The following is a 26,338-nucleotide window of genomic DNA, read 5'->3' as shown; positions in this document are numbered from 1 at the left end:
TGCAAGCACAGATCGAGGCACTTGTCATGACGAATAATCTAGCAAAATTTGGAATGTTACAAACTAGCAATTGACGTATAGTTTTGATTCAATGGATTCACTTTACAAATATTCCTACAAGGTGGTGGAACCTGAAAATGGCCAAAATCCTTTCTATCTAACCAGCCAAGAAAGTCTTGCAAAATATTCAACAGATGAATCATCCATTATATCCGCAGACCTTAATAATGTTGTCCGTGCGGAAATTCTTAAGCGGCTTAAAAATCACACCTCAAAAGCCGACCTCTACTCCCAAAACTTAAAACTGCTACGGTCTTATCTAAATGATCTTGACGAGAATGAATGGACTGATGATTTGGCTAAAAAGTTTCATTGCGACGTTGATAAAATCAATGAAGTCTATGAAGAAATCTTTCAAAATGCGGAGTACCTTGCCGCTGGTAATGACGAGGATATGGCTAACCTCAAGTATACAATTAAAAACAATGAGTCAATTCGTCAAGTAGCCATCAACGAAATTGAAGACGAGTGGAAAAAACAAAACGACTCTAAAGCAAAACAACTAGAAAAACTAACAAAAGATATTAGTTCACTCAGCACCAAGAAAACTGAGCTTACCAAACAAATTGAGGAGCTGGCGGCTAAAAAAGAAAAGCTCGAGTCACAACAGCAATTAGCCACGGATGTTGAAGCTAAGGTCCAGCAACGAATTGAAGACGCGCGAAAAAATGCTGCTGACTTTATTGCAGAAATGGCCTTTAATCAAGCTATGATGCCAAAAAACAATCCCGTCAGCCATCCCCAACATTTAGCAATCTTGCCATTTAATCCCATTAAGTTCAATGTTGACCCACAAACGGCACCTGTTGAGACTACCAATGCAAAAGATGTATATAATGCACTTAAAAACACCTTAGAGCCAATGATCAACAATCATAGCCTTCTCGGCGAACTAACTGCGTATCTCTATGTACTTCACAATCAAAATCGTCCTATTTTATTAATTGGTGACGATGCACTTGATATCGCTCAACTGGCTGCATTGCTTTTAAATGGCCAGCCGGCAGCCCAGATTGAATGCACCGGTAGCTTTTCCGCAGCCGTCTGTCAAGAACTGCAAAATATTGAATCACCAGTCATTGTTTTAAATAATCTAATCGGCAGTGCCTGGCTTTCGCATATCAATTCATTAGTACACTTGCCAAACAAATGGCTCATACTAACAGAAAGTTTTACTGATGATCTGAATTTAGCGCCACTAGGACTATATAATTTTGCCGCGCCGATTTTCACCGATGTTTTTGAGCTGCAGTCATCCAAGTTGTCAGTGACCCCCGCAATTGATCAAAGCGCTCATTTTTACCAATTTAACTATCCTCCCCTTGCCGATCTCAAAGGCATCAACAAATCGATGCGAAATCATATTGAAGAAGAAACTGCCTGGATAACCAAAGTTCTAAACGGGCGTGATGCTTACCTGCCGCTATTTGGATATATCTATGCAAGCGGTAAAAAACATTTGCTTAGCAAGCTGTTGAATAAAATTGATACGCCAACTGCCCATCACTTAATTAAATTCCAGGAGCTTGACTGATGGCTGAAATTTCAAAAAAATCCCTGCTGCAACAGATTGAAACCGATCTGAACATTCGCGCGCTTAATAATACTAATTCACAAGTCAGACGCCCCGGTTTATATCAAGCAATGGTCGTTTTTAGTGCTACGGCTCGCCAGATGCTTTTTATCCTATCCCAAAGTCAGCAAGGTATTCGTAAGGAAGATTTAATTGATGCAACCGTTAAATTCATCAAGTCTTTTGAAAGCATCAATCAAAACTTTGATCGGCCATCATATAATAAAATCTTCGCAACTACTCCAGTCAAGATTGCCAATTATATTTTCAATCGATTCCTCAATAATGGATTCTTTTTAAGCAACACCAGAAATGGTAGTACTTCCTATTTTCCGGCGCCTACAAGAACAGCTGTGTTTAAGCAGAGACTTTTTATTCGTTCCTCGTGCTTAGCTAGCTTTCATCCATCAATATCGGGAGCAGGCATTTATCAAAAATCTAAAAATCCTAATACGGGTAATGCAAGAACCATCTTCGGCCTGCCAAACTACACCGTGCAGGATTTTGCTACAGTGATTAATTCAAAAAACGATCAATGGATTCGCAATACTTGGGATTCAAATCATAATTCAACTTTACCAATCATAAATGACGAACTATCAAAACAAATCGACATTATCGTCGAGCAAGGTGAAAATCGGCTACGGGTCTATCCACAAGATGCTTCCAATCCAATCATTACCTGCAATCTTGACTATGTTTGCTGGTCGTTATCTACGGCACTTAACTCGAAAAATTATGAATTAAAACAGAAGAAACTCTCTAATAAAAGCAAATTACACAAGCTTTTAAACAGGAAAATGATGATTTTTGAGTTGCCCAACCAGCTTCCCGACCAAGAACAAGAGCTACTCAAATTATATTCATGGCCAATGTTTTTAATAAATGATGCTGTCCAGAAAAACATCTACATGATCGATTTGGCAATTTATCACCAGCTGCATGATTTAATTTATGGCACCGCCCAAACAGAAGCCAGCCAAGCTACTGTCAAATCTTCAAAATCCAATCAGCTTAAATCAGCCAAGAGCACCACTGCCCAGCTAGTTACAAAACCAAATCAAAAACCATCTGACACAACACCAAAATCAGCCCAATCATCAAAACTTCCTACAGATATAGAAAAAAGAAACTTGCAAAAATTACGAGATCGGTTGGATTCAGAATATCTTCATTTCGCACAATCGTTTTCAAAAGCTAAAAAAGATGCCTTTGATATGGTTATTCCACACCTTTTCACATTAAACGCTCTTGCTATGAAAAAGATTTTCGCGCAATCAGACTATCATTTTATCGGGTTTGATATCGGTCGTGCCGGCGCCAGCAATTCCAAGCAATATTGCTTATGCAACACTAACTATACTTGGGGAGTTGTCATTGCTAAAGATAAGGCCCAACAGTATGTGAATATCGAGCATCTTAGTACCCATGGCATCCTTTCCTTTGAAAACTATGTAAAAGTTGAAAAGATCGTCAACAAAATGAAGAGCGATTTGATTGAAATCGCCCAAAGATCTGGTACCAATGACTATTGGTCACGCCCCTACACAAACGCAATTCTTGCCTACGAGAAAACGCAGCCCGCCCTATATCAATATCTACAATCGCTAAGAGCAAACCAACTGCCGGTCCCAGTTGAAATTGACAATGAACTTAAAAATATGTATAAAAAATCTAATTATTGATTTTGTTAATCGCAGAGCCCAAAAAAGAAGTGCCTTGTATGAAGCCACCTCTTTTTTGGGCTTTAGACCTTTTATAGGCAGCAAGAACTGTTAAAATAGTTATGATACGCGTTTACAAACAACGCATCCATACTGGAAATATATTAAAAGAGGACAGAGATATGACTCAACTCAACTCAACTCAACTCAACTCAACTCAACTCAACTCAACTCAACTCAACTCAACTCAACTCACGCTGATTATGTAGATCAACGTTTTTTTGTCAAGCCATTTTATAAGGGATTTCTAGCCTTTTTTGCTGGAAGTCTCTTTTTTAATGCCATTTTCTTCGCTGTAGCAAAGGAGGTGGCATAATGGAAACCGATAACCAACGATTCAATGCCACCGTTCAGCCCAACTCTGCCTTTTTGGCTGAACTCAAAGAAAAGCTGCCCGAATTCTTTACACGGGAAAATTCTTTTGATCTGGAAAAATTCCAAGCAGCTTTAAAAGAAAAGAACGTTTCAGAACTGAGCGAAGGCTATCAGTTGAACTTTATCGGCAAAGACTATGCCCGCCGTCAAGCAGGTGAGATGCCAACTACGGTGATCGTTCCCGATGAAGACCAAAATAACGGTGCGGGCAAGAACAGCCAAAATCTCTTTTTCACTGGCGATAATCTTGAAGTGCTGCGTCATCTGCAAAACAACTATCAGAACAAGATTGACGTTATTTATATTGATCCGCCATATAACACTGGTAGCGATGATTTTACTTATCCTGATAGTTTTGAATACCCCGATGACAAGCTTAAAGAAATGTTTGGCATGAATGATGATCAAGTCGCTCGATTAAAGAGTATTCAAGGCAAGTCAAGTCATTCCGCCTGGTTGACATTTATGTACCCACGGCTTTCACTTGCCAAACGCTTGTTAAAACGCACTGGCGTAATCTTTATTTCAATTGATGATAATGAAGATGGCAACTTAAAAGAAATCTGCGATGAAATTTTTGGTGAAAGTAATTTCTTAGGTCAAGTCGTTTGGGAACGCGCTTATGCACCAATCAATCTAAAAAAGAACTTCTCAGTAAGCCACGACTACATGCTTGTTTATGGCCGTGATGCAAATGTAATCGAGACAAATGGAATTAGTCGCACGGATGAAACAGATAATAGATATCAAAATCCGGATAATGATCCCAGAGGCGTTTGGCAATCTGATAACCTTTCAGTTGGCCCAGCAATTCAAGCAAATATATATCCAATTACTACTCCTTCTGGAAGAACTGTAGAGCCTCCAGCTGGACGCAGCTGGAGGCTCTCGCAAAAAGCTTTTCGCGAGAGACTCCAAGATAATCGCATTTGGTTTGGTCAAGACGGAAATGGGGTTCCTCGAATGAAACGTTTCAGGTCAGAACTCCGCAAAACCGGTGTAACACCAATGACTATCTGGAAATACAAAGAAGTCGGTCATAGCCAGTCAGCCACTCAAGAACTGCAAGATTTGATGGGTGGGAAAAAATACTTTGCCTATCCCAAACCAGTTAAATTGATTCAAAGAGCGATTCAGCTATATTCGCACTCTGATTCAGTGATCATGGACTTTTTTGCCGGTTCTGCGACAACTGCTGAGGCGGTAATGCAACAAAACTTAGAAGATGGCGGGCACCGTAAGTTCATCATGGTGCAGCTGCCCGAAAAAACCTACCATACTAACAAGGATGGCAAAATGGTGCCTACAAAAGGTGGGCGAGTTGCTTTTGAGAATGGTTTCCACTCCATTGACGAGATCTCGCGGGAACGCATCCGGCGCGCTGCTGCTAAGATCAAAGCCGACAACGAACTGACTCTGCCAGCTGATTTCGATGGCAACTTCAAGCACTATCGCGTTGTCAAGCCTAGCCGCATGACGCTGGATCGGATTGAAGAATTTAATCCCCAAACCGATGAATTGGTGCTGGATACCGTTGACTCATTCTCCAGTCAGACTTTAGGCGTAGCCGGCAATGCCAGTGGCGAACAGACGGTTTTGGCAACGTGGCTGGCTAAAGATGGCTATCCGTTTGATGTTGACGTCCAAAAAATTGATCTAGCCGGCTATCAAGGCAATCTGATCGAAAATAATCGCCTCTACTTAATTCGCGAAGACTGGAGCAGCAAGTGTACCGAAAAACTGTTGAATCTGCTGGGCACGCATGCATTAAACCTGCAGGCCGTCGTAATTTTTGGCTACTCGTTTAATCTGAATGATCTCCGTGAACTGGAAAACGGCTTAAAGCAGCTTGATGGCAACGTCAGCTTGATCAAGAGGTACTAATATGAAGATTCAACTTGAAACCCTACCTCACCAAACCGCGGCACTGAAAGCCATTGACCAGGCCTTTCCAGGAATGGATAACTATACAAACGATCCCAATGCCAACTACATCTACGCTAATCCACTGGTCAAATACCGCTATCAGGAAAGAGCCAATATTGACGTCAAAATGGAGACTGGGACTGGGAAAACCTTTGTCTACACGCGCTTGATGTACGAGCTGCATCAAAAATACGGCCTTTTCAAGTTTGTGATTGCCGTACCCAGCCCCAGCATCAAAGAAGGAACCAAAAGCTTTATCACCAGCGACTATGCCAAGCAGTACTTCAGCCAGTTCTTTGAAAATACGCAGGTACAGCTAAACGTCATCAATGCTGGCGACTTCAAGGCCAAGTCGGGGCGGCGCAACTTTCCGGCCCAGCTGATGGAATTTGTCGAAAGCACGCGGCAAAACGCCAACCAGATTCAAGTCCTGCTGATCAACGCCGGCATGCTGCACTCCAAATCAATGCACCGCGACGACTATGATCAAACGCTTCTAGGCGGTGAGACATCCCCCGTCAAGGCAATTGCCGCCACGCGCCCCATCGTAATTATCGATGAGCCGCACCGTTTCCCCCGCGGCAAGAAATTCTATGCCGACATTGAGGAACTAAAGCCGCAGCTGATCTATCGGTTTGGGGCCACCTTTCCTGAAATTACAACGGGACGCGGCAAAAACAAGACTACCAAAATCGATTATTACCGAGGCCGGCCGCAATATGATCTCAACGCCATTGACAGCTTTAATCAAGGACTGGTTAAGGGCATTGACGTTGACTATCCGGACATGTCTGAGCAGCAGGCCAGCGCTCGTTATCAAGTCAAGGCCGCTAAACCTAAGGAACTGATTCTGACGCGCAACGGCAAGGAGCATCGGATTGGCATCGGCGAAAATCTGGCAGACGTCGATCCAGGTTTTGCCGGCAATATCACCTATGAAGGCGGCACTGACCGTGAGCTTTCCAATGGGTTGGCACTGGCTAAGGACATGGAACTGATTCCTAGCACGTTTGCGGAATCATATCAAGATGAGATTCTTAATCAGGCCCTGGAATATCATTTCGCGGCTGAACAGCAGAACTTTTTGCGCCCCGAATCTGAAGCCAACGCTCTCCGCATCAAAACACTGTCATTATTCTTTATCGACAGTATCAGCAGTCTGCGAGGCGAAAACAACAGCAAGGGCTGGCTGGCCTCGCACTTTGAAAAGCTGCTCAAAGCCAAGCTGGTCAAACTGATTGATAAATATGATCTGGCCCTCAATGATCGCGAGCGCCAGTATCATGACTTTTTGCAGGCGACTCTGGCCAGCTTGCAGTCAGAGCATCAAGACGTTTACGCCGGCTATTTCAGCGAAGATCGCAACAGTTCTGATGATGACATTCAAGCCGAAGTCGACGATATTTTGAAAAATAAGGAAAAACTGCTGAGCTTTAAAGATGAACAAGGCAACTGGCTGACACGGCGTTTTTTGTTCTCCAAGTGGACGCTGCGAGAAGGCTGGGACAATCCCAATGTCTTTGTAATTGCCAAGCTGCGCACCTCGGGATCTGACATCAGCAAGATTCAAGAAGTTGGTCGGGGCTTGCGGCTGCCAGTTGATGAAACCGGCCATCGCCTAACGCAGGATGAATGGCCCAGCCGCCTTTCATTTTTGATTGGCTATGACGAAAAAGACTTCGCGGCCAAGCTGGTTGGCGAGATCAACACGGATACGCCAATCAGTCTGAATCATGACGAACTCACAAAAGAAATGGTCGAACTGATCGTCAAGGCCAAGCAGCAGACCAATCCAAAGCTGGATCCAAAGTCAACCGCTAATGAAATCGTCAATAATCTGGGGCAGCATGGAGTCATCGATTTTAATCGCAACTTTAAAGATAAGGTGGCATTAAACGGCAAGACCATGTCCGGCTATGAAGCCTTCCTAAAGCTTTACCCTGAAGTCGAGCATCATACTATAGTCGCTAAGGATCGTGTCCGCAACCTCAAAAAGCGGCATGTCAGCACCAAGGTCAAGCTGCGCAAGGAAAACTGGAATCAGCTCAAAGATCTTTGGCAGCAGCTCTCAAAACGGCAGATGGTCAAATTTGATGATTCGATCAATCAACTGGCCGAAGACGTGGCGCGCAACGTGTTCAGCGACCCAGATAAAAAAATCTTTGTCCTCGATCAGCCGCAGATCATTCATCAAACCATCAGTACCAATGCAGAAGGCGCCAAACTGCAAGAAACGCGGCAGGATTACCGCGCTGCCTATCGCACCATGAAGTATGGTCATTTTCTTAAACAGCTCACTTTGCAGACGGATCTGCCGGTTCCCCTGCTGCATCGCTTAATGACCATCGCCATGCGCGACCAGTTAAACAACGATTCCAACTACATCAATGAAAAAACGCTCAACAACCTAACCAAGACGTTTAATCGCAACTTCAACGAACGGATTCGGACACAGTATTCCTATGTTCCCCTAAAGTTTTCGGCGTCAACTTCAATCTATGATGCTCAAAAACAGGAATTCGTTGACGAGCTGCCGGCTGATCTGCTGGGCGTCTACTCAGCCGATGCTGTCGCCGATCCCAAATATCTTTATGATCGGCCGCCGTTGCGCTATGACAGTACGGATCCCGAGCTGATGATTCTGCGTCGTACCTACAGTAGTCAGATTACCGTCTTTGGCAAACTGCCGAAAAAAGCCATTAAGATTCCGCGCTTTGACAACGGAACCACAACCCCCGACTTCATTTTCAAGATCGATCAGGCAGACGGCCAAACCGTTTATGCCGTGATCGAGACTAAGGCTGAGAATATGCGGCTGGGCGATGAGGAGATTCGCGTCATTCAGCAAAAGTACTTTGACCAGCTCCGCGAATCAGGCGTTTATTATCGCATGGCCACCAGCGAAGATGAGGTTCATGAACTAATCAGAAAAATTGAAAACAAGGAGATTTCAACCGATGACGTCACTCATTGATCTAGAAAAAGCCGGCAAAATCGAAAAAACCGGCGCTACCATCAAGCTGCCAACCAGGCTTAACAATCTGGGCACCGAGAATATGGATGTCTATCGCATTCCGCTTAAGTATCTGTACTATAACGATAAAAATGGCCGCATCTCAACGGCAATTGCCGGATACCACGATGAACTCAATCCAGTCAACGATACAGTTGATCTAGCCTATAACGATTTCGTAGCCAAACTGATTGAACAAAACAATCCAGCCGCTTTAAAACGAACCCAAAAATCGATCCAAGAATCTGGGCAGCGCATCTGCGGCTATGTACTTGAAGATGGTCGGATCGTTGATGGCAACCGACGCTACACTGCCTTGCGCAACCTGCAAAAGGCGACCGGTAAAACCTACTACTTTGAAGCCGTAATTTTGCCTTTCTCATATGACAACCAAACTGATCGCTCCAAGATCAAGAAACTCGAGCTGGCAATTCAGATGGGCGTCGAAAAGCGCGAAGACTATGATCCAGTTGACCTAGCCGTTGACATCTACCAAACCACAACCGGCGATGATGCCATGATGACACTGGCCGATTATGTCAACGTTGCCAATATGAAGAAAAAAGAAGCCGAACGATACTATCAAGGTGCCGTTTACATGCGTGAATTTCTTAAGTTTATTGGTGCGGATGAAAACAACTATAACCTCATCAAAGAAAATCAAATCTGGTCACCATTTTATGAAATGGGAAAATCACTGACCAATAATTTCGGTGATGATGCCGATTCGCAGGTTCAAAAGAATGAAACCATGCATTCATACTTTGGCTTGATTTTGCATGACCTTCATGTTGGGGTAAGTGGTACGCCAGCGCGGACTCATATGCGCGATTTCACTCAAAATATCGTTAAATCGCCTAATCTAAACGAATTCAACGATGAGGTCAGCGATACCGTCGAAGATCTGGCCGATACGCTGCAAGAATCGCCAATCAACAACACCACTGATTTGATGACTCAGCTGACTGAAGCCAATGACAACATCAGTCAATTCGGCGATACCTATGATACCTACATGCGGGATGCCAAAAACGGTGAATCGGTTGAAAAATTTATCAAGAGCATCAAGGATTCCGTTAAATACTATGAAGATCTGAACAATAATGGCGGTTTGGCTGGCACCTTGCGCTATAGTGAGATTAGCAATGAGCAGTTGAAGCAGCTGCAAGCCTACATGCGCAAGCTAGTTGGTTTATGTAAGGATCTGTTTAATAAATATGGCAATGAAATTCGCTAATCCAATCATTATCAAAAATGAACAAGGCCAGTTTCAATTAATTGATGATCCGAGCAACACTTTGGAAACTCTACCAGCCAAGCGAGCACTGCAGGTTCTGGCTCCCTACTTTGCTGATCCTGAAAAAAGAATCTTCAAAACTGACTTAACCTATGTCAGTCTTATTGCCTTGATCAAAAAACTGAATCATCGTCTTCAGCGTAAAGGCCTACCGGAAGTTATCGTCAGTTCTCAGGTTGATCAGTATATCCAGGCCAAGCAGTATCACATCAAGGAACAAAGCGAGGCTGGATTAACCATTAAAAATCGTGATTCGCGCTGGCAACCGGAATTTAACGCGTTCAAAAAGATCGTTGACAAAGAGATCGCGCGGCCGCTAAAACCTGAACAGGAACGGGCCAGCTTCTTTTTAGCAATGATGAAAAAGGCGGCCAACTTCTCGGTTCCTGGAGCTGGCAAAACCGCTATGTTGTATGGCACGTTTGCCTATCTTTCCAGTCCCGCGATCAATCAGGTCGATAAGCTGCTGGTGGTCTCGCCATTAAACGCTTTTGCGGCTTGGCGTACTGAATTTACTGCCATTTTTGGCGCCAAAAGAAAACTGTACTATCTGAATCTGCGTGATCCACGACTGATTAACGATCAAGGTGCCATCAAACGAGCCTGGCCGCGCGCCGATGTAACCACGATCAACTATGAATCGTTAAAGGGCAATCTGCGCGTCATCAATGAGCTGTTGGATTCCAGGACCATGCTGGTTTTCGATGAGGTTCACCGCATCAAGGGGATCAATGGTCAAAGAGCCCGAGCTGCCCTGCATTTAAGTCAGGCTCCCTATTATCGCTACGTCTTAACGGGGACGCCGATTCCAAATGGTTTTCGCGACGTCTATAATTTCTTACATTTAATGTATCCGGATGAATATAAATCATTTTTCAACTGGAGCGTCAATGACCTTGAACGGATTGACGCCGACATCGTGAATCAAAAACTGGCTCCTTTTTTCTGGCGGACTAATAAAGAAGATCTGCACGTGCCTAAGCCAGATGACGATATTATTCAAGCCGTTGCGCCTTCGCTTGCTCAAGCCAAGCTGGCTGAGGCAATCTATGCCAATGAAAATGGTACTCTGGCAACGTTTGTCCGCTTACTGCAAGCTTCGACCAATCCTGAACTCTTGAAGTACAATCTCAATTATCGCGATTTGAATCTGCTAAACGCTGATTCAGCCAAATGGAGCCAGCATCAAAAGCGCCTGAGCAAAGAAAACATCAGCAGTGGTGAACCTTATCGGCAATACGATTTGGCCAGCATCCCCACGCCCAAGTTTGACCTGGGCATTAAGCTGATCCGCAAACTGACTGAACAAGGCAAAAAAGTCCTGGTCTGGGCAATGTTTATTGGCACAATGGAAAAAATTACCGCTGCGCTTAATCAACTCGGCATCCGCACCACACTGATCTATGGCGCGACACCCAAAGAAGAACGCGAAGGCTTAATCAATCAGTTTCGCAATGGCAATGTTCAAGTGCTGGTTACCAACCCCAACACGCTGGGCGAATCGATTTCTTTGCATCAGACCGTTCATGACGCGGTTTATTTTGAGTACAATTTCAATCTAACCTTCATGCTGCAATCGCGTGATCGAATCAATCGTCTGGGACTGCCGGATGGTCAATATACCAGATACTATTACCTCATGACTAAAGGTGATGTTGCTCATGCTAGCTTCATTGATGAAAGGGTCTATCGGCGGCTCAAAGAAAAAGAACAGATCATGCTTGATGCTATCGATGGTCAGCTCTTGGTTCCTGAATATCCTGACGACTACTTGGATGAGGTTAAAGCCATCATCATCGAGCAGCGTCAACGAAAATAAACAACAGGTTTGTAAGCGGCTTTGCGGCTCTTTACACAAAGTTTTGCGCCATCCTAATTAAGCTCGACTTAAGAATATCGTATCACTTAGAAATTGGCCACCTTGCATTGCCTAATTCATCATTCAACTGTCGTATTTGGCTGTGTACGGTATCCTTGATCACCGCGCCTAATTTCTGCTCAAAAAACTCGCCTGGCAAAAATCTGCCAAGCGAGTTTTTGAATTCAGTAATTAATCAGGAGTTTTCTTAATTAAAGTGTCGGAACTTTGATTTTAATAATGCGTCGCATAACTTTAGTAGTGGAGACGGATCAGTCGTGTTTTAATTTTTGAGGTGCGTTATTTTTAAATTTAAGGAGAGTTGTAAGAATACTTAGATGGAAATTTAGGATTCTGCTAATTATCTTGCTGCCAACCGAGCTCCACTAGCAGTCAAGGCTTGCTTTAGGCGCCCCAGACTTCTTCGGCAATGCTCTTGACTAAGGCCAGCTTAGCCCATTGCTGCTCTTCAGTCAGAATATTGCCTTCTTCAGTTGAGGAGAAGCCGCATTGTGGACTCAGACACAGCTTGTCCAGATCATGGTATTGAGCAGCTTCATGAATACGATCCAAAATCGTTTGCCGATCTTCTAGTTCACCAGACTTCGAAGTCAGCAGCCCCAGCACCACGTATTTGTCGGCTGGGACCTTGGCTAATGGTTCAAAACTGCCCGCCCGTTCAGAATCGTATTCCAGGTAAAAGGCCGCCACGTCTTCTTTAGCCAGCAGGTAGTCGGCAACCGGACCATAGCCGCCCTTAGCTGCCCAGGTTGAATGGTAGTTTCCGCGGCAGACATGCGTGGTTACCGTCAGATCAGCCGGCAGATCCGCCAAAGCCGCGTTATTGAGTTTTAGATACGTTGCCTCCAGCTTTTCGCGATCCGCGCCTTCCTTAGAACGGGTTGCCCAGTAGTCTTCATCGACCAGCAGGCCCCAGGTACAGTCATCCAGCTTAACGTCGCGACAGCCGGCATCATACAGCGCCAAGATCAGGTCATGATAGGCAGCCGCCACATCTTTGATCAATTCATCTTCGGCATCATAGTATTTTTTAATGGCTGCTACATGCTCATCATCCCGGAAGAGTTCGGAATAAAGCTGTGCTGGCGCCGGAATGCTTTGGCGTGGAATCAGGTCCGTGCCATCCGTTAAGCTCTTAAGATACTTGAACGCTTCCAGATCGGGGTGCGTGCCGTTAAAACGAACCTTGCCTTCAACCTGCGCGGAATCGGCTCGCGTTTCTTCATCATGGAAACGATAGCCGTGTGCTGGTTTGGTATGCTTAATGCCTTCAAACCCCCAGAACGTGTCCAGATGCCAGTATGAGCGCCGGAACTCGCCATCGGTAACCGCGTGCAGGCCTGCTTGTGCCTCTTTTTCGACCAATTCCTTGATACACTTGTTTTCAACGGCTTTCAGTTCGTCATGGTCAATTTCGTGGTTGGCGAACTTTTCCCGAGCTGCCTTTAATTCGGCTGGACGTAAGAAGCTGCCGACAATGTCATAGCGGAATGGTGAAGTCGTGCGGTTGGTAAAAGTTAAAGTTTGTGCTTGCGTCATATGTGATAACTTCCTTTCGAAATTCGTTTTTGACAGGACTTCTCAGGAACTAAAAAAGCCCCTGGGAAAAGCACATCCTGCACTTTCTCCCAGGGACGTTGACTGCTTATTCAACGTGTTACCACCCTGATTCAGCTAGACCTCACAATCTAGCCCTTACTGAGTACTCTAAAATTAGAAGACCCGGACTGTGATATCGGGCGTCACCCCGCGGCCGGCTTACCAAACGGCTCGCCTGCCGACTTGCTCCAAGACCATCTTCATCGCGTTTCACGATCCCGGCTCTCACCTAACCCGGTTCTCTTTAAGGGCTGCCCGCGATTACTCATCTCTTCTAAGCAATTTCTAATTTTGTTGTAATTATACTATAACGACGATGATTGATTGTCAACCATAAATTGAGATTTTTTTGCGGACTAATTCCACCATAATTTGATCAAAGCCTGCGTGCCATCATTGCCCAACTGTTTTTCATCAACCAAAATCTCATACAAACGCGCTGCTTCTTCAGTTGCAGGCAACTCTAGATGCATTCGTTTAGCTTCATCCAAGGCAATCCGCAGATCTTTTAAGAAGTGCTCGGCAAAAAAGCCCGGCGTAAAATCATTTTTCAAGATGCGTGGTGCATAATTGTCCAAACTCCAGTTAGCGGCGGCCCCACCACCAACCGTTTTGATTACTGTTGGCAAATCAAGTCCAGCCGCTTTGGCATAGACCAGCATCTCACACATCCCCGTCATCGTACCGGCAATCATAATCTGGTTGGCCATCTTGGCATGCTGACCACTACCGGCCAGACCAAACCAGTTGACGTCTTTGCCAATCTGTTTAAACAGCGGCGTCAAGGACTCGCAATCAGCTTTTTGACCGCCCACCATAATCGTCAGTGTGCCGTTTTTAGCGCCCAGATCTCCGCCCGAAACTGGAGCATCCAAAATATGCACGCCAGCCGGAGCCGCGGCGGCGATTTTTTGATCTAAGGCTGGTCGACTGGTGGTCATGTCAATCAGGTACTGACCAGGAACTGCCGCGTTGAGCAGACCATCTTTGCCAAAATAGATCTGCTCAACGTCTTTGGGGTAGCCAACAATTGACATCACGACCTTACAGTTCTGCATGGCTAAAGCTGGCGAGTCGCACCATGTGGCGCCCAGGTCCAAAACTTTTTGCGCATGCGCTTGGGTTCGATTATAGACCTGCACTTCATTGCCCGCCTTGAGCAGGTTGGCGATCATTCCGGTTCCCATCACGCCAGTTCCAATAAAGCCAATTTTCATCTTATCACCTCACGATTGATTTGCGTTTATTTTAACATGCTGACAACTTGAAATTGGCAGATCTTTTAGCCGTTAAAAAGATTCATGGCTTTAACCAAAAAACGGTGTCGGCGGAACCCCGGCACCGTTTTTGATTTATTGCAGTATCTGACCAGGCAGAGTCTTGAGATTTTGCAGCGTCAGCTTTGAATGATGCTGATCAAGCCGCATCTGAGCAATCAAGTCATCCACGCTCGCGAACTTGACCTCGCCGCGCAGTCGCTTGATCCAACGCACCTGCACGTTTTCGCCATAAATCATCTGGTTAAAGTTGAACAGATTGATCTCCAGTGTTTTTTCGTTGTGCTCACCAAACGTAACGTTGCGCCCGACACTGGCCATACCATCATACCAGCGGTCACCGATCTTGAGCTGCACCACATAGACACCGATTGCAGGAATCCACTCTGCTTCAGGCCAGGCAACGTTGGCCGTGGGAAAGCCCAATGTCCGGCCCCGTGCAAAGCCATGCACGATCACACCAGAAGTCTGGTAATAGTAGCCTAAAAGCTCATTAGCCGCTTGCACGTCACCAGAATCGAGCAGCTGACGAATCCGCGTTGAGCCAATCTTATGATTATCCTGCAGCGTCATTTTATCAACGGTAACAACTTCAAAGCGGCCCTTGGCAAAATCCTTTAGATGCGCCATATTAGCCAGGCTGGCATCTGCTCCATAGGTGTGGTCATAGCCAGCTACGGCAACCTTTGTATGAAAGCCCACCAGATACTGATCAACAAACTTCTGCGGATCCAAAGCGGACAAGGCAGAAGTAAGATTGACCAGATAAACGCGATCGACACCCAGCTGCTCTAAGAGATCCAGCTTGCGCGGCAATGGTGTCAAATAATGCACCCCGCCAACTGGATATTGCTGATAGACGATTTCGGGACGGTGATCATAAGTCAAAACAGCCAGGGGAACCCCTTTTTCATCGGCAATTTTGCGCGCTGCTTTGATCACAGCTTGGTGACCACGATGAATGCCATCAAAAAAGCCCATTGCCAAAACGACTGGCCCTTCTGGAATCAGTTCCGGATCATAGGGATGATGGATTTTGATAACTTGCATTGACCCCACCTACTTTGTCGACAGCATCTTGAGCGGCTTGTAAACATGATCTTTCAGTTGGTACAAGGCTTTGACCTCACCTTGATAAGTCAGCGCAACTTCTTGATCTTTAGTATCCAGATCACTTAGCCAACCGCCGTTTTGAACCTTTTTCCATTGTGCATCGGACAATTCTGCGTGGGGATAGCTTTTGAGCGCATAGTCCATTGGATAGACATAGCGGTTCATGATCTGAGCTTCCATGGCATCTTGAATGTCGGTCAAACTCAGGGTCTGGTCCAACTCAAAGCCACCACTCTTGGTCCGCGTCAGGCTGCTCATTACACCGGGGTAACCCAATTCTTTAGCCAGATCATACGCCAGCGTTCTTACATAGGTTCCTTTACTGCAGTCCACTACAAAGCGGATGCGCTGCTGCTGATTTTTTTCATCGTAGCTGGAAGCCGTCATTTCAAAACGTTCAATGTGTACGTGCCGTTTTGGTCGCTCTACGGTTTCGCCAGCCCGTGCATATTCATAGAGCTTTTTGCCATTGACCTTGATAGCTGAATACATTGGCGGAATCTGAATAATGTCGCCTGTCAGCTTTTGCATGGCTTTCCTGATCGTATCTTCAGCAATTGGCGCCGTAACTGGCTTTTGGGCCACGACTTCTCCATCCAGGTCCTGCGTGGTCGTAGCCTCGCCAACTAAAAGCTCTCCGACGTATTGTTTACCCGATGCCATTAAGAATTCAACGACTTTGGTAGCTTGCCCCACACAGATCGGCAAAACGCCGTCCACGTTTGGATCTAAGGTTCCTGAATGGCCGATTTTTTTGGTATGCAGAATCCGACGCAAGCGACTGACACAGTCAAAGCTGGTCATCCCGCGTTCTTTGTACAATGGAATAATTCCGTCCAAAATTCTCACCGCTTTCATTTCTAAAATAATAAAAGGGGGCCACAAGCTGGGCTCCCTTTTAATTGATTATCGCTCCTGCTTGTGCAGCTGGTTGATCAATTGGTCGATCCGACTGCCATAAGCAACCGATGGATCACGCTTAAACGTGAGCTCTGGAGTCTTGAAAATGTTCAGACGACTGCCCAGCTCGCTGCGAATCAGCCCCTTAGCCTTGTCCAGACCTTGTTGAGCCTTTTCGCCATCGCTGGCCTTGTCAGACAGCAGGCTGTAATAGATCGTTGCCTGCTGCAGGTCGCCCGTAACGTCAACGCCCGTGATCGTGATGTCTTGGACACGTGGATCACGTACGCGCTTTAAGAGGATGTCATCGACTTCACGCTGAATCTGTTCAGCCAGTCGATCCACCCGGTAGCGTTTATTTGGCATAATTGTTCTCCTTTGGCGACTAAAAGCTACTTAACGGGAACTTCCTTCATCTGGTAAGCTTCGATTACGTCGCCTTCCTTGATGTCGTTGTAGTTTTGAATCGTCAGACCACACTCGTAGCCTTGCTTGACTTCTTTAACGTCATCCTTGAAGCGCTTCAGACTGCCCAATTCACCTTCGTAAACGACCACGCCGTCACGAATCAAGCGGACCTTGGAGTCACGAGTAATCTTGCCGTCGATAACCATCCCACCGGCAATCGTACCAATCTTGGAAGCCTTGTAGATCTGGCGAACTTCAACCTGACCAACCGTTTCTTCCTTGTAGACTGGTTCCAGCATCCCCTTCATGGCATCTTCAACTTCTTCGATGGCGTTGTAGATAACCCGGTGCAGCCGAATATCAATGTTGTTGGATTCAGCCATCGACTTGGCCAGTGGCGTAGGGCGCACGTTAAAGCCGATGATAACCGCGTTGGAAGCTTCGGCCAAGGTAACGTCGGATTCAGAAATCGCACCAACGGCCTTGTGAATGATATCAACGCGAACGCCGTCAACCTTGATCTTTTCAAGTGACTGAGCCAGGGCTTCAACGGAACCCTGCACGTCGGCCTTGATGATTACTGGCAGCGTCTTCATCTGACCCTTCTTCATCGTGGCAAACAGGTTGTCCAGCGTTACGTGGCTGGTCTTTTGCCGTTCTTCAACCAGAGCCCGCTTAGCACGCTCTTCACCGGCAGCCCGAGCCGTCTTTTCGTCATCAAAGACAACGAACCGGTCACCGGCTTCTGGCACATCGTTTAAACCAGTAATCTCAACAGGCGTCGATGGCGTAGCTTCCTTGATGCGACGACCGTTTTCGTTGGTCATCGTCCGGACACGGCCAAACGTGTTGCCGACAACGATTGGGTCACCGACATGCATCGTACCTTGTTGAACCAGCAACGTAGCTACGGGACCACGACCTTGATCAAGCCGTGCTTCAACTACGGAACCAGCCGCGTTTTGATCAGGGTTGGCCTTCAATTCCATCATTTCGGCCTGCAGCAGGATCATGTCGAGCAGTTCATCGATGTTCTTGCCAAACTTAGCTGAGATGTTGACGAAGATCGTGTCGCCACCCCAGTCTTCAGGAATCAGCTCGTATTGAGCCAATTCTTCGATCACGCGGTTTGGATTGGCACCTGGCTTGTCGACCTTGTTAACGGCAACGATGATTGGCGTGTGGGCAGCCTTGGCGTGGTTGATGGCTTCAACCGTCTGTGGCATAACCCCGTCATCGGCAGCAACGACCAAGACCGTAATATCAGTGATGTTGGCACCACGCGCCCGCATTTCAGTAAAGGCCGCGTGACCTGGCGTATCCAGGAACGTAATCAGCTTGCCGTTGTAGTCAACTTGGTAGGCACCGATTGCCTGGGTGATCCCACCGGCTTCGGAATCCGTAACGTGGGAGTGACGGATCTTGTCCAACAGCGTCGTCTTACCGTGGTCAACGTGACCCATAACCGTAACGACTGGTGGCCGAGAAACCATGTGTTCCGTGTTTTGGTTTTCTTGATCAAAGAACTTGTCCAGATCGGCAATATCTTCTTGAACCTTTTCCTTGGCTTCGATACCGTAGTCAGCAGCCAACAGTTCAATCGTGTCCTTGTCCAGGGATTGGTTTTGGTTAACCATGACGCCGAGCATGAACAGCTTCTTGATGATTTCAGCTGCTGGCCGGTGCAAAAGCTTAGCCAGATCCTGTGCGTTCATGCCTTCAGTGTATTCAAGTACTTCTGGCAGTGGACGGTCCTTACGCTGCGTAGGTTGTTGCTTTTTAACCTCACGCATCCGCTGGTTCTTGTTATGCTTGTTGTTTTTGTTGCGACGGTTCTTCTTGTTGTTCTTGTTTTTGTTGAAAACGTGAACGCCACGGCCGCTGTCATCATTGCCGCCCCGGTTGTTGTTACGGTTATTGTTGGATGACTTTTGTCCATTTTGGTTTTGTGGACGATTGTTGTTTTCTTGGCGCTTTGGCTGTGCTGTCTTTTCTTGCTTAGGCTTGTTCTGCTTTACGGCAGCTGGCTTGTTGGCATTGCCGCCCTTAACCATGCTGCGCAGACGGTTGGCTTCTTCTGAGGTCACGGAAGACATATGACTTTTTACCGTGATTCCCTCCTTTTTGGCCATGTCTACCAGGTCCTTGCTTGGCATCTTCAGCTCTTTGGCTAGTTCGTAAATTCGTTCTTTGGCCATCGAATCACGCTCCTTTTTAATTTGTTGTTTCTTCAGCGTCGTTGGCTAGTTCGATTATGCGCTTGGCAAAACCGGCCTGCTCAACGGCAATCACCGTGCGCTTTTGTCCAATGGCCCGACTTAATTCGGCCTTGGTAAACATGGTGATAAGTGGTATCTGATAATATTGGCACTTGTTGATGAACTGCTTAACCGTGGATTTACCGGCATCACAAGCCAAAAAGACCACTCTGGCCTGATGAGCACGAATGGACTTTAAGACCAATCCCTCACCAGCCGTAATCTGTCCGGCGCGCCGAGCCAGTCCCAGCATGTTCAGCAGCTGCTGTTTGGAAGTCGTCATTAAACGTGACCAAACAGCTTAATGCGTTCTTGCAGGTGATCAGCATAGTCGATCAGCTGGTCGTAGAACTCATCTTCCAGCTTGACGCCGAATGCCTTATCAAAAGTGCGCTCCTTTTTGGCCCGCGTGGCAATCTTTACATCGGCGGCAATGTAGGCGCCCCGACCGGCTTTTTTACCAGTTGGATCCACGCTGACTTCGTTTTCCTTGTTGCGCACCACGCGAATCAGTTCTCGCTTGGGCATCATTTCACCGGTAACGATGTCTTTGCGCATCGGTACTTTTCTCTTTTTCATTGTTTCACCCCGCTGCTCAATTTAGTTCCATACAGATTCTATTGTAGTCTTATTCGGCGTCGGTTGCATCGTTTTGAGCATCATCGTCAAAATCATCAGTCTGATCATCAACGGATGGTGCTTCACTGGATGGCTTGATGTCAATCTTGTACTTGGTCAGCTGAGCGGCCAGACGAACGTTTTGACCGCGCTTGCCGATTGCCAGGGACAGCTGATCATCTGGTACGTAGACCGTGCAGCCATGGTGAACCTTGACGATCTTGTTGCCTTCGTGATCAACGCTGCCGGTGTCTTCTTCTTCACCGTTGTTGTCATCAAAGTCCAGACGGTCAACCGTAGCTGGCTTCAAAGCATTCTTGATGAAGACGGCTGGATCGGAGCTGTATTCGATGATATCGATGTTTTCGCCACCCAGTTGGTTAACGATGGCTTGAACCCGCGCCCCCCGTGGACCAACGCATGTACCAACCGGATCAATATTAGGGTCCTTGGAAGCCACGGCAACCTTGGAACGATCACCAGCCTCACGTGCACTGCCCTTCCATTCGATGGGGCCGTTTTGTTCCTTTAATTCGGGAACTTCTTTTTCAAACAGACGCTTGAGCATACCTGGATCCGTACGGCTAACCAGCACCAGTGGACCACGGTACTGACGCTTTTGCGTACCATCAGGCTGCTGCATTGGCTTGGCATCGGCTACCTTGTAGATGTAGACCTGAACGCGATCGTGAATGCGGTATTCTTCGTTTGGCATCGTTTGACGCTTGCTCAAGCCGGCTTCAACGCCGTCACCCAAGTCGATGTAGATGAAGCGGTTGTCTTCGCGAGAAACCTCACCTTCAACCAGTTCATTCAGCATCTTGTCGTACTTGTTGATAACACGGTCACGTTCGGCTTCGCGCAGCTTTTGCAAGACGATGTTCTTAGCCGTTTGGGCTGCTAGACGACCAAAGTCATGTGGCGTTACCTCTTGTTGGAACGTGTCACCCAGACTGTAGCCATGACTCTTTTCCCAAGCATCATGCAGGCTGATTTGTTCTTTAGGGTTCTCGACTTCTTCTACAACCGTCTTGTCAGAGAAGACCTTGAACTCACCCGTGTTTTCATCGATCTTGACTTCAACGTTGCTGGCGTTGTAGTTGGTCTTGTAGGCCTTTTCCAAAGCATCCGTCAATGCCTCGATGATGACTTCTTTTTTGATGCCCTTTTCCTTTTCCAGGACGTCCATGGCATCAAGCAGTTCTTGTGCTTGCTTTTGCTTCTTAGTGCTCATTTTGCTGCTCCTTTGTTAAAACTTGATTGCCAAACGTGCCTTGGCAATTTTTTTACGATCCAACGTAATCGTTTTGTGTCGCGTCTTATCCAGATAATCCAGCGTCAAGCTGTCAGGCGTCAGATCCGTCATCGTGCCCTCATAGACCTTGCGTCCGTCCACCGCTTGATACAGCGAGACGTGAATATAGTCGTTCAATGCTCGCTGATAGTCGCTTTCTTTTTTCAAGGGCCGTTCCGCACCCGGTGAGGATACCTCTAAAAAGTATGCCTGGGGAATCGGGTCAGGGTCAACGTTGTCCAAAGCCTCGCTCAGCTGATCACTGACCGTGGCACAGTCTTCCAGCGTAATACCGCCTTCTTTATCGATATAGACTCTTAGATACCAGCTCTGTCCCTCTTTAATAAATTCGATATCATACAGCTCAAAGTTATGCTCAGCCAGGATCGGCTCAACCAGCTTTTCAACCGCGTCAACTACCGTACTGCTCAAATCCGCCACCTCCAATTTCATTGCAATAAAAAGAGCGAGCATTGCTGCTCACTCCCTAACGAGTTATTCACTATTGACAGTATAGCATCTTTGTTTTCACTTAGCAACCATGAGCGGAATTTGACTGCTAATTGGATAAAGTCAGACTGATAACGTAACAAATATGACCAGCCAAGCTACAAACAAGGCATCTTAACACGTGGCTTAAAACAGACTAAGCTGATTTTCATCCGGCAAGTCGTCTAAGACATGGTTGGCTGTCATAAACTCAATCAAAGTCTGTGAAACCTTACCGCGCTCGGAAAGATCTTCTTTGGAAAGGAACGGTCGCTGGGCCCGGGCGGCTACGATCTGCTTGGCAACGTTGACCCCCAGTCCAGGAATAGCTCGAAACGGTGCAATCAATGAATTGCCATCAATCAGCCAGTCCGTAGCATCGGAACGATTCAGATCAACCATCTCAAAGTTGTAGCCGCGTTCCAGCATTTCATTGGCCAATTCCAAAATCGTCAGCAGACTCTTATCCTTGGCACTGGCTTCATTGCCCTGGTCGTTGATCTGCTGCATGCGCGCCTTGACGGCATCCTTACCATGCGCCATGGCGACTACGTCAAAGTCATCGGCCCGCACCGAGAAATAGGCGGCGTAGTATACCAATGGAAAGTAGACCTTAAAGTAGGCAATCCGCAGCGCCATCAAAACATAAGCTGCCGCGTGCGCCCGTGGGAACATGTATTGGATCTTCAGACAAGAATCCAGATACCATTGTGGCACGCCCGCCTGCAGCATCTTTTCTTGCCATTCTTCTGGAATCCCGCGCCCTTTACGCACGTGCTCCATGACCTGGAATGACGTTTCTGAATCCAGGCCATAGTGGATCAAGTCGGTCATGATGTTGTCACGACAACCGATAACGTTGGCAATCGTAGCAGTACCGTTTTTGATCAGTTCTTGAGCGTTGTCCAGCCACACGCCAGTCCCATGAGAAAGGCCAGAGATCTGCAGCAGCTGTGAGTAGTTCTTCGGGTGCGTATCGTCCAGCATTCCCCGTACGAAGCGGGTCCCGAATTCTGGCAATCCCAAGGTCCCAGTTTTACTTTGAATCTGTTCTTCAGTAACACCCAAGATGTCGGGACTGGAAAACAGACTCATCACCCCAGGATCATCCATTGGAATCGTCTGTGGATTGACACCAGAAAGGTCTTGCAAAAAACGAATCATGGTTGGATCATCATGACCCAAAATATCCATCTTCAAAATGTTGTCGTGAATTGAATGGAAATCAAAGTGTGTCGTCTCCCAGGCTGCGTTTTGATCATCAGCTGGATACTGCACCGGCGTAAAGTCATAGATGCTCATGTCATCCGGTACGATAATAATTCCGGCTGGGTGCTGACCGGTCGTCCGCTTAACGCCGGTTGCACCTTTGGCCAGGCGATCCTCTTCGGCACCACGGAACTGCTGCTCAGTATCGCGTTCAAAGGCCTTGACGTAGCCATAAGCCGTCTTGTCGGCCACCGTACCGATCGTCCCGGCCCGATAAACGTTCTTTTCACCAAAGAGCACCTTCATGTAGTTATGCGCGATCGGCTGGTAGTCGCCAGAAAAGTTCAGATCGATATCGGGAACCTTATTACCCTTAAAGCCAAGGAAAGTCTGGAACGGAATGTCATGACCGTCTTTAATCATCAAAGTCCCACATTTAGGGCAGTCCTTATCTGGCATATCAAAGCCCGAGCTGTACTCACCTTTTGTGTAGAAGTGGCTGTATTGACAGTTGGGACAGCGATAATGCGGCGGAAAGGCGTTAACCTCGGTAATTCCGGCCAGGTTGGCCACGACTGATGATCCAACCGAACCACGCGAGCCAACCAGATAACCGTCTTTATTGGACTTGGCTACCAGGCGCTGGGCAATCAGATAGATAACTGCGTACCCGTTGCCGATGATCGAATTTAATTCCAATTCGACACGATCCTTAACCAGCTTTGGCAATGGATCGCCATACCAGGCATGCGCGGTATCCCAGGTCCGCTTGGCCAATTCTTCATTGGCGCCCTTCATGTTCGGTGTGTGCAGCGAATCTTGCACTGGCCGCATTTCTTCAATTGAGTCGGCCAAGCGATTGGTGTTTTTCACGACAATCTCGTGGGCCTTTTCTTCACCTAAAAAGGCAAACTGCTTGAGCATGTCATCAGTCGTTCTAAATGGTACGTCTGGCCGACGGGTCCGATTGAGTGGGTTGGCGCCACCTTGCGAGTTGATCAAAATGTGGCGATAGATCTTGTCTTCTGGATTGAGATAGTGTGCATCACCCGTTGCCACCACCGGCTTATCCAGGTCGGCACCCAATTTGACCATATTTTTGATGATGTCTTCCAGATGCGCGGTGTTTGAGATAATCTGCTGTTCAATCAAAGGCGCGTAGTTTGGCTTGGGCTGAACCTCAATAAAGTCATAGTATTGTGCTTTTTGCTTGGCATCCGTGTAGCCTTTTTCCATCATGGCGGTAAAAACTTCGCCTCTTGAGCAGGCCGTCCCAATCAAAAGTCCATCGCGGTAATGATCCAACACGCTACGCGGAATCCGTGGTACTCGGTAAAAGTACTTAACGTTGGCCAAAGAGACCAGTTTGTAGAGATTCTTTAAGCCATCACGATTCTGAGCAAAGATCGTCGCATGAAACGGCCGCCCATGACGATAAGCGCCATTATCCGAAATATGCTTGTTCAAATCATCTACGTACTTGGCATCGTAGCGCTTTTCAGCATCTCTTAAAAAGATGTGCAGCAAGTGTCCCGTTGCCTCGGCATCATGGTCGGCCCGGTGGTGGTGATCAAGTCCAACCTTAAACTTACGGCTCAAAGTATCCAGCGTAAACCGGTGCATTTCTGGGTGTAAAAAGCGCGCCAATGGCAAAGTATCGATCACCGGAGCTGTAATCCGTGGCAAGCCATCACGCTCATAGCCGGTATTCAAAAAGCCCATATCAAAGCTGACGTTGTGTCCAGCCAGCAGGCAGCCCGCACAAAAGTCTTGGAACATTTGAAAGACTTCGGTTTCCGACTTGGATCCCTTAACGTCTTCGTCAGTAATCTTGGTCAGTTCCTTGGTTTGTTCAGAAAGCGGGAAGCCCGGATCGATAAACTGGTTAAACGAGTCTAATACCTCACCATCACGCATCTTGACGGCCGATAATTGAATCACCTTATCATAGATCGCTGAAAGCCCCGTTGTTTCCACGTCAAAGATGACATACGTGTTGCCTAAAAGCTCATCGTGGTTTTCGTTGTAGACCAAAGGAATCCCATCGTCAACGACATTGGCTTCCACACCATATAAAATCTTGATCTTGGCATTGCCTTTTTTGTCATGGCTGGCGTTAAACGCCTCGGGGAAGGCCTGCACGCCAGCATGATCGGTTACGGCAATGGCCTTCATCCCCCATTTTTCGGCCTGTTTGATGTAGTCGGAAATTGAGTTGGTGGCATCCATCGTACTCATCGTGGTATGCAGATGCAATTCAACGCGCTTTTCACCTTCCGCGTTGTCTTTTCTGGCAGGATGGCTGACTTGTTGAATCGCATAGGCCATGATCGTCAAATCACGCATGTAAGTGTCTTCTTGAACCGGGCCGCGTGCCTTGATCCATTCGCCTTCCTTGATCGCCGCAAACTTGGCCTCGTCTTCTTTGTTGTTGGAAAATTTCTTGATTGCAAATGATGATGTGTAGTCGGTTACCTCTAAGATCAGCAGCTGGCGACCACTGCGCAGCTCACGGACTTCTTTGGAGAACACGTATCCTTCAACGACCACGTTGCGCTCTTCTTCCGTGATCTCAGCCATCCGCCGAACCGGTTCCTTGGGATTGATCGGCTTGCCAATCACCAACGGACCATCACCCAGGTCAGGCAGCGAATTATCCTGCTGCTTTTTTTCGGCCTTTTGCTGCTGCAGTCGTTCCATAGCCTTTTTTACCAGCTCTTGGTCTTGTTGCTGCTGTTTGGCCTTGAGCTCTTTGATTTTTTGTTCAGAAGCCGACTGATCGACTAAGGGATGAATTCGAAACTGTGGAAAACCGACTTTTTGATAGCCTTCTTCAATCGCACTCAGCAGATTCTTAACGAAAAAGTCCTTGATGGCTTCGTTTTCCAACAGCAGCTGAACGCGATTGCCATCGACTTCGGGGATCGTTTTTGAACAGACCTCGCGTGCCATTGGCGATTCGCCGACTTCGGCATCAACCACGTATGACCAGTAGTCAACAACTGCCTTGCCATCCAATTCATCGGTTGGCGTAACGATCCTGACTTTGGCATTAACGCCGGCCAGCTGGCTAAAGCTCATCTGCAAAGCCGAGATGAACTGCCGGAATAATGCATAAGGCATGACCTTGCGCAATACAATGTCAAATTCCCAGCATTTGGACTTGCGGTGAACGATTACCTGCTTGATCTTGCCATCCTTAAAGGCCGGATCATTTTTATCCATCTTTAGTTGATCCAACAGATGCTCAAACAGCTCGTGTCGTGATAACTCCACTCCAATGCTCCTCTCTCATTCATTAAAAAAAGCGGCTAAAAGCAGAATCT

Annotated in this window: 17 protein-coding genes; 6 read left to right on the top strand and 11 right to left on the bottom strand. The window is 46.9% G+C overall.

Going from position 1 to position 26,338, the window contains the following annotated elements:
• The first annotated feature begins 91 nt into the window (after window positions 1–91).
• From QOS03_RS03320 to QOS03_RS03295, 6 genes are all read left to right on the top strand, one after another.
• On the top strand, window positions 92–1,594 hold the full coding sequence (locus tag QOS03_RS03320; protein ID WP_283575329.1) for a hypothetical protein: 1,503 nt from the start codon (window positions 92–94) through the stop codon (window positions 1,592–1,594).
• On the top strand, window positions 1,594–3,318 hold the full coding sequence (locus tag QOS03_RS03315; RefSeq protein ID WP_283575328.1) for a hypothetical protein: 1,725 nt from the start codon (window positions 1,594–1,596) through the stop codon (window positions 3,316–3,318). The genes QOS03_RS03320 and QOS03_RS03315 overlap by 1 nt, the downstream gene beginning before the upstream one ends.
• A 354-nt stretch (window positions 3,319–3,672) precedes the next feature.
• On the top strand, window positions 3,673–5,616 hold the full coding sequence (locus tag QOS03_RS03310) for a site-specific DNA-methyltransferase (protein WP_283575327.1): 1,944 nt from the start codon (window positions 3,673–3,675) through the stop codon (window positions 5,614–5,616).
• Window position 5,617: 1 nt separating this feature from the next.
• Window positions 5,618–8,632, top strand: coding sequence for a type III restriction-modification system endonuclease (locus tag QOS03_RS03305; RefSeq protein WP_283575326.1), 3,015 nt, complete (start codon window positions 5,618–5,620; stop codon window positions 8,630–8,632).
• The gene (locus QOS03_RS03300) at window positions 8,616–9,908 is read left to right on the top strand and encodes a ParB N-terminal domain-containing protein (protein ID WP_283575325.1); all 1,293 of its coding nucleotides are present in this window, start codon (window positions 8,616–8,618) and stop codon (window positions 9,906–9,908) included. Before QOS03_RS03305 ends, QOS03_RS03300 begins: the two co-directional genes overlap by 17 nt.
• Window positions 9,889–11,787, top strand: coding sequence for a DEAD/DEAH box helicase (locus QOS03_RS03295; protein WP_283575324.1), 1,899 nt, complete (start codon window positions 9,889–9,891; stop codon window positions 11,785–11,787). Before QOS03_RS03300 ends, QOS03_RS03295 begins: the two co-directional genes overlap by 20 nt.
• Before the next feature lie 444 nt (window positions 11,788–12,231).
• On the opposite strand, the gene QOS03_RS03290 is transcribed toward QOS03_RS03295, so the two are convergent.
• The 11 genes from QOS03_RS03290 to QOS03_RS03240 form a co-directional block, all read right to left on the bottom strand.
• A complete protein-coding gene (locus QOS03_RS03290; protein WP_283575323.1) occupies window positions 12,232–13,386 on the bottom strand; it encodes a 5-methyltetrahydropteroyltriglutamate--homocysteine S-methyltransferase in 1,155 nt (384 codons plus the stop codon).
• A 416-nt stretch (window positions 13,387–13,802) separates the two neighbouring features.
• Window positions 13,803–14,663: an NAD(P)-dependent oxidoreductase gene (locus QOS03_RS03285; RefSeq protein WP_283575322.1), complete on the bottom strand. Its 861-nt coding sequence runs from the start codon at window positions 14,661–14,663 to the stop codon at window positions 13,803–13,805.
• A 135-nt stretch (window positions 14,664–14,798) separates the two neighbouring features.
• On the bottom strand, window positions 14,799–15,773 hold the full coding sequence (gene ribF / locus QOS03_RS03280) for a riboflavin biosynthesis protein RibF (RefSeq protein ID WP_283575321.1): 975 nt from the start codon (window positions 15,771–15,773) through the stop codon (window positions 14,799–14,801).
• 9 nt (window positions 15,774–15,782) lie between these two features.
• Complete coding sequence (gene truB / locus QOS03_RS03275; RefSeq protein WP_272216320.1) at window positions 15,783–16,676, bottom strand: tRNA pseudouridine(55) synthase TruB; 894 nt, start codon at window positions 16,674–16,676, stop codon at window positions 15,783–15,785.
• Between the two features lie 66 nt (window positions 16,677–16,742).
• A complete protein-coding gene (gene rbfA, locus QOS03_RS03270; protein ID WP_006499123.1) occupies window positions 16,743–17,102 on the bottom strand; it encodes a 30S ribosome-binding factor RbfA in 360 nt (119 codons plus the stop codon).
• Between the two features lie 26 nt (window positions 17,103–17,128).
• Window positions 17,129–19,342 (bottom strand): translation initiation factor IF-2, encoded by a 2,214-nt coding sequence (gene infB, locus QOS03_RS03265; protein ID WP_283575320.1) that lies wholly within the window; start codon window positions 19,340–19,342, stop codon window positions 17,129–17,131.
• 16 nt (window positions 19,343–19,358) lie between these two features.
• Entirely contained in the window at window positions 19,359–19,685 is a 327-nt protein-coding gene (locus QOS03_RS03260; protein WP_272218120.1) for a YlxQ-related RNA-binding protein, read from the bottom strand.
• On the bottom strand, window positions 19,685–19,981 hold the full coding sequence (gene rnpM / locus QOS03_RS03255) for an RNase P modulator RnpM (RefSeq protein WP_272209425.1): 297 nt from the start codon (window positions 19,979–19,981) through the stop codon (window positions 19,685–19,687). Before rnpM ends, QOS03_RS03260 begins: the two co-directional genes overlap by 1 nt.
• Window positions 19,982–20,030: 49 nt before the next feature.
• Window positions 20,031–21,254 (bottom strand): transcription termination factor NusA, encoded by a 1,224-nt coding sequence (gene nusA / locus QOS03_RS03250; protein ID WP_272209424.1) that lies wholly within the window; start codon window positions 21,252–21,254, stop codon window positions 20,031–20,033.
• A gap of 15 nt (window positions 21,255–21,269) precedes the next feature.
• On the bottom strand, window positions 21,270–21,767 hold the full coding sequence (rimP, locus tag QOS03_RS03245) for a ribosome maturation factor RimP (RefSeq protein WP_283575330.1): 498 nt from the start codon (window positions 21,765–21,767) through the stop codon (window positions 21,270–21,272).
• A gap of 183 nt (window positions 21,768–21,950) precedes the next feature.
• A complete protein-coding gene (locus QOS03_RS03240) occupies window positions 21,951–26,288 on the bottom strand; it encodes a PolC-type DNA polymerase III (RefSeq protein ID WP_283575319.1) in 4,338 nt (1,445 codons plus the stop codon).
• Window positions 26,289–26,338: the final 50 nt, after the last annotated feature.

Origin of the sequence: Limosilactobacillus pulli, from assembly GCF_947381555.1 — a bacterium.
In the GTDB taxonomy this organism is placed as follows: domain Bacteria; phylum Bacillota; class Bacilli; order Lactobacillales; family Lactobacillaceae; genus Limosilactobacillus; species Limosilactobacillus pulli.
This window is presented reverse-complemented; position numbering and strand designations above follow the sequence as displayed.

Excerpts from the sequence above, each read along its gene's own strand:
- QOS03_RS03285 (WP_283575322.1), bottom strand. The coding sequence starts at position 14,663 with ATGAAAATTGGCTTTATTGGAACTGGCGTGATGGGAACCGGAATGATC.
- QOS03_RS03305 (WP_283575326.1), top strand. The coding sequence starts at position 5,618 with ATGAAGATTCAACTTGAAACCCTACCTCACCAAACCGCGGCACTGAAA.
- infB (WP_283575320.1), bottom strand. The coding sequence starts at position 19,342 with ATGGCCAAAGAACGAATTTACGAACTAGCCAAAGAGCTGAAGATGCCA.
- QOS03_RS03315 (WP_283575328.1), top strand. The coding sequence starts at position 1,594 with ATGGCTGAAATTTCAAAAAAATCCCTGCTGCAACAGATTGAAACCGAT.
- rimP (WP_283575330.1), bottom strand. The coding sequence starts at position 21,767 with ATGAAATTGGAGGTGGCGGATTTGAGCAGTACGGTAGTTGACGCGGTT.
- QOS03_RS03320 (WP_283575329.1), top strand. The coding sequence starts at position 92 with ATGGATTCACTTTACAAATATTCCTACAAGGTGGTGGAACCTGAAAAT.
- rnpM (WP_272209425.1), bottom strand. The coding sequence starts at position 19,981 with ATGAAAAAGAGAAAAGTACCGATGCGCAAAGACATCGTTACCGGTGAA.
- QOS03_RS03295 (WP_283575324.1), top strand. The coding sequence starts at position 9,889 with ATGGCAATGAAATTCGCTAATCCAATCATTATCAAAAATGAACAAGGC.
- QOS03_RS03290 (WP_283575323.1), bottom strand. The coding sequence starts at position 13,386 with ATGACGCAAGCACAAACTTTAACTTTTACCAACCGCACGACTTCACCA.
- nusA (WP_272209424.1), bottom strand. The coding sequence starts at position 21,254 with ATGAGCACTAAGAAGCAAAAGCAAGCACAAGAACTGCTTGATGCCATG.
- QOS03_RS03260 (WP_272218120.1), bottom strand. The coding sequence starts at position 19,685 with ATGACGACTTCCAAACAGCAGCTGCTGAACATGCTGGGACTGGCTCGG.
- ribF (WP_283575321.1), bottom strand. The coding sequence starts at position 15,773 with ATGCAAGTTATCAAAATCCATCATCCCTATGATCCGGAACTGATTCCA.
- QOS03_RS03310 (WP_283575327.1), top strand. The coding sequence starts at position 3,673 with ATGGAAACCGATAACCAACGATTCAATGCCACCGTTCAGCCCAACTCT.
- QOS03_RS03300 (WP_283575325.1), top strand. The coding sequence starts at position 8,616 with ATGACGTCACTCATTGATCTAGAAAAAGCCGGCAAAATCGAAAAAACC.
- rbfA (WP_006499123.1), bottom strand. The coding sequence starts at position 17,102 with ATGCCAAATAAACGCTACCGGGTGGATCGACTGGCTGAACAGATTCAG.